Here is a 6,316-nt window from a genome sequence, read left to right as displayed (position 1 = left end):
GTCTTCGGCCTGCTCCCCGGCTCGCGGCCGTCGGAGATCGCCCGCCATCTCCCTCCGATGCTGGAGGCGGCGCGACGCATCGCCGCGGAGGCTCCCGGCGCCCGGTTCGTGGTGCCGGTCGCCGACGGGGTGGATGGCGCCCGGATCGAGCGGCAGGTGGCGGCGTCGGGGCTTCCGGCGCGCGTGGCGGCGGGCGCGTTCGATCTGCTCGCGTCCGCTTGCGACGCCGCCATCGCCGCATCGGGGACGGCCACCCTCGAACTCGCGGTGCGAGACGTTCCGAGCGTCGTGGTCTACCGCACCTCGGCGCTCACCCACGCCATCGCCCGGCGGATCGTCGCCGTGCCCCACGTCGGCCTCGTCAACCTCGTCGCGGGGAGCGAGGTGTTGCCCGAACTGATCCAGGACGCGTTCACCCCCGACCGCGCCGCGCGGCTCGCCCTCCAGCTCGGCCGCCCGGGGCCGGAGCGGTCGCGCGCTCTCGACGCGCTCGCCCGCGTGCGCTCCGCGCTCGGACCGCCCGGCGCGTACGACCGGGCGGCGGCGGCGCTCCTCGAGGTGCTGGACGGGGACCGCGGCCGGCGGGGAGAATCGGCGCCGTGATCCGGAGCATGACCGGCTACGGGCGAGGGCGCGCCGCGGAGGGCGAGATCGCGGTGACCGCGGAGGTGCGCTCGGTCAACGGCCGGCAGCAGGAGATCCGGTTCCGCCTGCCGCCCGAACTCTATCCGATCGAACCCGCCCTGCGCCGCCGCGCGCAGCAGCACGCGGGGCGGGGCCGGATCGACATCGCCGTCAACTGGGAGCGGGGAGCTCCGCCGGTGCCCCGCTACGCGATCAACCGGGCGGCCGCGCGCGCGCTGTTCGAGGGGTGGCGGGGGCTTTCGGAGGAGCTCGGGCTGTGGGACGAGCCCCGCATCGAGGTCCTGCTTCGCCTGCCCGGAGTCATCGAGGCTCAGCCCCCGGAGGCGCTCGACCTCGATGTGGTGGAGCGGGTGGCTCTCGAGGCCGTCGGGCGGGCGCTCGAGGAGAACCGCCGGGCGCGCGAGGAAGAGGGACGGCGGCTCGTCGCCGACATCGTCCCGCGCGTGGCGGCGATCCGCGCGGGGACCGTGGCGATCCGGGAGGCGGCCGAACGGATCCCCGCGCGGGTGGCGAACGCGATCCGCGAGCGGGTGGCGCCGCTGCTCGGCGAGATTCCCCTGGACGAGGGACGGCTCGCGCAAGAGGCGGCGCTCGCGGCCCAGCGCGCCGATGTCACCGAGGAGTTGGTTCGGCTCGACGCCCACCTCGGGCGGCTGGAGGCACTGCTGGAGGGCGGCACGGAGGGGATCGGGCGGCCGGTGGAATTCCTCGTGCAGGAGATCCGGCGGGAGATCTCGACCGTGGCGGCCAAGAGCGCGGATCCGGAGATCGACGCCCGCGCGCTCGAGATCAAGAGCGAGCTGGAGAAGATCCGCGAACAGGTGGCGAACCTCGAATGAGCGCGACCGGCCGGCTGTTCGTCCTGACGGCCCCCTCCGGTGCGGGGAAGAGCACCCTCGTGGCGCGCCTTTTGGGCGCGGTCGAACGGCTCGTCTTCTCGGTCTCCTGGACCACCCGCCCCCCGAGGCCGGGAGAGCGGGACGGCCGGGAGTATCGATTCACCGACCGGGAGAACTTCCGGCGCATGGTCGAGGCAGGGGCCTTCCTCGAGTGGGCGGAGGTGCACGGTGAGCTGTACGGGACGGCGCGGGCGGACGTCGAGCGGGAGCTGGCGGCGGGACGGGACGTGCTTCTCGACATCGACGTCCAGGGCGCCGAGCAGCTCCGCCGGCGCGGTGCCGACGCCCTGTTCGTCTTCCTCCTTCCGCCCGATCGCGAGACGCTCGAGCGGCGCCTGCGCGGCCGGCACACCGAGGACGAGGCCCGCCTCGCGCGGCGCCTGAAGAACGCGGCCCGCGAGGTGCGCCTGTTCGACCGGTTCGACTACGTCGTCGTCAACGACGACCTGGACCGCGCGGCGGAGGAGCTGGTCGCGATCGTGCGCGCCGACCGGGCGCGGATCGCACGGCGGCGGGCGGAGGCCGAGCGGATCGTCTCCACCTTCCCGCCGGCGGAGGAGGGGGGATGACGGCACCCCGGATCCTCCTCGGCGTCAGCGGCGGCATCGCCGCCTACAAGGCGGCCGACCTGGTCCGCGCCCTGGTCAAGGCGGGCGCCGAGGTGCAGGTGATCCTGACGGAGGCGGCCCGCTCGTTCGTCACGCCGATGACGCTGGCGACCCTCTCGGGACGCCCGGTCCGCCTCTCCGAGTTCGACGACCCGGCCTCGCCCGAGATCGGCCACATCGAGCTGGCGCGCTGGGGCGATGCGCTCGTCGTCGCGCCGGCGACCGCCAACACGCTCGCGCGCTTCGCCCGCGGGCTCGCCGACGACCTCCTCTCGGCGGTCTATCTCGCGTTCGACGGGCCGGTCGTCGTCGCCCCGGCGATGAATCCGAAGATGTGGGACCACCCGGAGACCCGCGCCTCGATCGAGCGGCTCGGGCACCGCGGCGTGACCGTGATCGAGCCGGAGGAGGGACTCGTCGCCTGCGGCGACGAGGGGGCGGGGCGCCTGGCGCCGCTGGAGCGGATCGCGGAGGCCGCGCTCGCCGCCGCCCGCCGCCGCCGATCGCTCGCGGGAATCCGGGTCGTCGTCACCGCCGGCCCGACGTGGGAGCCGATCGATCCGGTCCGCTACGTCGGGAACCGCTCCTCCGGAAAGATGGGCTACGCCATCGCCGCCGCCGCCCGAGCGAGGGGCGCCGAGGTCGTCCTGATCAGCGGTCCGTGCGCGCTCGCCCCGCCGTGGGGCGTGCGCGTGGTCCCGGTGGAGACGGCGGCGCAGATGAGAGAGGCGGTCCTGGCCGAGGCGGCCGGCGCCGGGGTCGTCGTGATGGCGGCCGCGGTGGCCGACCACCGGCCGGCCGAACCGGCCGCCGAGAAGATCTCCCGCAAGGGGCGCCCCTTTTCGCTCTCCCTCGAACCCAATCCCGACATCCTCACCGAGCTGTGCCGGCGGCGGGAGCCGGGCCAGGTGATCGTCGGCTTCGCCGCCGAGACCGGCGACGCGGAACGCAAGGGGCGCGAGAAGCGGGCGCGGAAGGGCTGCGATCTGATCGCCGTCAACGACGTCGCCGAGGCGGGATCGGGATTCGGGACCGACACCAACCGCATCACGCTGATCGACGGCGAGGGGCGAGCCGACCGCTGGCCGCTGCTCCCGAAGCGGGCGGCCGCGGAGCGGCTGCTCGACGCGATCGAGGCCCGGCTGGGGAGGGGCGATGCGCGGTGACGAGGAGCGCCAGGCGCGGCTGTGGCTCGCGCTCTACCGCGACCTGGGGGTGGAGGAGGTCCGGGTGCGACAGCGCCGATCGACGAAGGGACGGGCGGCCGCGGAAACGCTTCCTCTTCTCGGCTCGGCCGCCGAGGACGCCGCCGCGATCGCGAGGGCGGTCGAAATGGACGATCCGCGGGCGGCCCTTGAGACGCTGGCACGCGAGGTGCTCGGCGACTGCCGCCGGTGCCGTCTGGCCGGCGGCCGCACCAACGTCGTGTTCGGCGTCGGCGATCCGGAGGCGCGTTTGATGTTCGTCGGCGAGGGTCCGGGGGCCGACGAGGACCGCAAGGGGGAGCCGTTCGTCGGGCGCGCCGGGCAGCTCCTCGACCGGATCATCGCCGCGATGGGGCTCAGCCGCGCGCAGGTCTACATCGCCAACGTGGTCAAGTGCCGGCCGCCGGAGAACCGCGCCCCCACACCAGACGAGGCGGCCGCGTGCCTGCCCTTCCTGAGGGCCCAGATCGCCATCGTGCGGCCCGAGGTGATCGTCGCGCTCGGGCGGACCGCGCTCGAGGGACTCCTCGGGGAGCGCATCCCCTCGATGAGCCGCGCGCGGCGTCGCTGGTACGACTGCGGCGGGGTCGCGGTCAAGCCGACCTTCCACCCCGCGTATCTCCTGCGCAACCCGGCGGCGAAGCGCGACGTCTGGGAGGACATGCAGGAGGTGATGCAGCGGCTCGGCCTCCCGCGGCCGTGAGCGGGGGCTTCCGGCGGGAGAGGGAAGCGTGAACTTCGCGGCCACCGATCCCGCGCACCCCGATCCGGAACTGCGCCCCCTCGTCACCGGGGCGCCGGCGGCCGCCGTTCTCGCCGCGCTGGAGGAGGTGCCGCGGAGCCTGCGCGGCTGGCGCGCGGCGGGTGCGGAGCGGGGGGAGGACGCGGCGGTGGTGCGGTTCGTCAGGGTGACGCGCTGGCTGCGCTTCCGCGACGACGTGGTGGTGGAGCTTCGCGACGAGGGGGAGCGGCGCGTCGTGTCGGTGAGTTCGCGCTCCCGCGTCGGAAAGCACGACTTCGGCCAGAACCGGCGCAACGTGCGCGAGCTGCTCCGCTTCCTCGCGTCGCGGCTGGGCTGACCCGGCCGCGCCGCACGGGCGGCCGTGGCGCGCGGGCCGGCGGTACAATGCCGGCGGAGGTCGCGCCCATGCCGGTTTCCGTCGAGGAGTTCCGCCAGCAGGTCAAGGAAGGTCTTCCGGAGAGGCTCCCCGATCCGCCGCCCGTCGATCCGGGGATCGACCGCGCCCCGGCGCGAGAGCCGCGCCTGTCGCCGGCCGAGCGGCGGCTCGCGCTCGCCAACGCCCTCCGGTATGTCCCCCGCTCTTGGCACGCGACGCTCGCGCCGGAGTTCGCGCGCGAGCTGGCCGAGTTCGGGCACATCTACATGCACCGCTTCCGGCCGCACTACCCGATGCGGGCGAGGCCGATCGGCGACTATCCGGCGCGCTCGCGGCAGGCCGCCGCCATCATGCTGATGATCCAGAACAATCTCGATCCGGCCGTGGCGCAGTTCCCCTACGAGCTGGTCACCTACGGCGGCAACGGGTCGGTGTTCCAGAACTGGATCCAGTACCGGCTGACGATGCGCTACCTGGCGGAGATGACCGACGAACAGACGCTCGTCCTCTACTCCGGCCACCCGCTGGGGCTCTTCCCGTCGCATCCCGACGCCCCGCGCGCGGTGGTGACGAACGGGATGGTGGTGCCGCACTACTCCTCGCTGGAGGAGTTCGAGCGCCTGAACGCGCTCGGGGTGACCCAGTACGGGCAGATGACGGCCGGCAGCTTCATGTACATCGGCCCTCAGGGCATCGTCCACGGCACGACGATCACGCTGCTCAACGCGGGGCGGCTGTACCTCGGAACGGGCGAGGAAGGGCTCGCCGGCAAGCTGTTCGTCAGCTCCGGGCTCGGGGGAATGAGCGGCGCGCAGGCGAAAGCCGCGGTCATCGCCGGCGCGGTCGGGGTGATCGCCGAGATCAACCCGGCGGCGGTGCGCAAGCGGCACGAGCAGGGCTGGCTCATGGAGGTGGAGGACGATCTCGACCGCCTGCTCGTCCGGATCGAACGGGCCCGGCGGAACCGCGAGGCGGTCTCGATCGGCTACCTCGGCAACGTCGTCGACCTGTGGGAGCGCCTGGCGCGCGAGGGGGTGCCCGTCGATCTCGGCTCCGACCAGACCTCGCTCCACAACCCCTACGGCGGCGGCTACTACCCGGTGGGGTTGAGCCTGGAGGAGGCGCGCTCGCTGATGAAGCGCGACCCGGAACGGTTCAAGGAGGCGGTCCACGCCTCGCTTCGCCGGCAGGTGGCGGCGATCAACGAGATCGCCGGCCGGGGAATGGCGTTCTGGGACTACGGAAACGCCTTCCTGATCCAGGCCCGCCGCGCCGGCGCGGACGTCGAGGCCGGAGAGGGGCGCTTCCGGTACCCGTCGTACGTCGAGGACATCATGGGCCCGCTCTGCTTCGATTACGGCTTCGGGCCGTTCCGGTGGGTCTGCACCTCCGGCGATCCGGCCGACCTCGAAACGACCGACCGGATCGCCGGCGACGTGATCGAGGAGCAGGCGCGCTCCGCTCCGCCGGAGATTCGCCAGCAGATGCTCGACAACCTGAGGTGGATCCGGAACGCGGGCGCCAACCGCCTCGTCGTCGGCTCGCAGGCGCGCATCCTCTACGCGGATCGCGACGGGCGCATCCGGATCGCGCTCGCCTTCAACCGGGCGATCGCCGAGGGGGCGGTGTCGGCCCCGATCGTTCTCGGCCGCGATCACCACGACGTCGGCGGGACCGACTCGCCGTGGCGCGAGACCGCCAACGTGCGCGACGGGTCGCGCTTCTGCGCCGACATGGCGGTCCACAACTTCGTCGGCGACGCCTTCCGCGGTGCGACGTGGGTCAGCCTGCACAACGGCGGCGGCGTCGGCTGGGGCGAGGTGATCAACGGCGGATTCGGC

General features: G+C 73.7%; 7 protein-coding genes. All 7 read left to right on the top strand.

Going from position 1 to position 6,316, the window contains the following annotated elements; translation table 11 throughout:
• Positions 1 to 603 (top strand): lipid-A-disaccharide synthase (locus D6718_02040; GenBank protein RMG48327.1); only part of this gene is annotated, 603 nt, incomplete at its 5' end.
• Positions 600 to 1,484 carry a YicC family protein gene (locus tag D6718_02035; GenBank protein ID RMG48326.1) on the top strand — a complete coding sequence of 295 codons (885 nt, stop codon included), beginning with the start codon at positions 600 to 602 and terminating at the stop codon, positions 1,482 to 1,484. The genes D6718_02040 and D6718_02035, both read left to right, overlap by 4 nt.
• Positions 1,481 to 2,113, top strand: coding sequence for a guanylate kinase (locus D6718_02030; protein ID RMG48325.1), 633 nt, complete (start codon positions 1,481 to 1,483; stop codon positions 2,111 to 2,113). Before D6718_02035 ends, D6718_02030 begins: the two co-directional genes overlap by 4 nt.
• The gene (gene coaBC, locus D6718_02025) at positions 2,110 to 3,318 is read left to right on the top strand and encodes a bifunctional phosphopantothenoylcysteine decarboxylase/phosphopantothenate--cysteine ligase CoaBC (protein ID RMG48324.1); all 1,209 of its coding nucleotides are present in this window, start codon (positions 2,110 to 2,112) and stop codon (positions 3,316 to 3,318) included. Before D6718_02030 ends, coaBC begins: the two co-directional genes overlap by 4 nt.
• Positions 3,308 to 4,060: a uracil-DNA glycosylase gene (locus tag D6718_02020; protein ID RMG48323.1), complete on the top strand. Its 753-nt coding sequence runs from the start codon at positions 3,308 to 3,310 to the stop codon at positions 4,058 to 4,060. Before coaBC ends, D6718_02020 begins: the two co-directional genes overlap by 11 nt.
• A 28-nt stretch (positions 4,061 to 4,088) precedes the next feature.
• Complete coding sequence (locus D6718_02015) at positions 4,089 to 4,436, top strand: DUF1499 domain-containing protein (protein ID RMG48322.1); 348 nt, start codon at positions 4,089 to 4,091, stop codon at positions 4,434 to 4,436.
• Positions 4,437 to 4,504: 68 nt separating this feature from the next.
• Positions 4,505 to 6,316 (top strand): urocanate hydratase (locus D6718_02010; GenBank protein RMG48321.1); only part of this gene is annotated, 1,812 nt, incomplete at its 3' end.

It is taken from the genome of Acidobacteriota bacterium (genome assembly GCA_003696075.1).
In the GTDB taxonomy this organism is placed as follows: domain Bacteria; phylum Acidobacteriota; class Polarisedimenticolia; order J045; family J045; genus J045.
Note: the sequence above shows the minus strand (reverse complement) of the source record. Positions and strands in the feature narration are given on the sequence as shown.

Excerpts from the sequence above, each read along its gene's own strand:
- coaBC (RMG48324.1), top strand. The coding sequence starts at position 2,110 with ATGACGGCACCCCGGATCCTCCTCGGCGTCAGCGGCGGCATCGCCGCC.
- D6718_02020 (RMG48323.1), top strand. The coding sequence starts at position 3,308 with ATGCGCGGTGACGAGGAGCGCCAGGCGCGGCTGTGGCTCGCGCTCTAC.
- D6718_02030 (RMG48325.1), top strand. The coding sequence starts at position 1,481 with ATGAGCGCGACCGGCCGGCTGTTCGTCCTGACGGCCCCCTCCGGTGCG.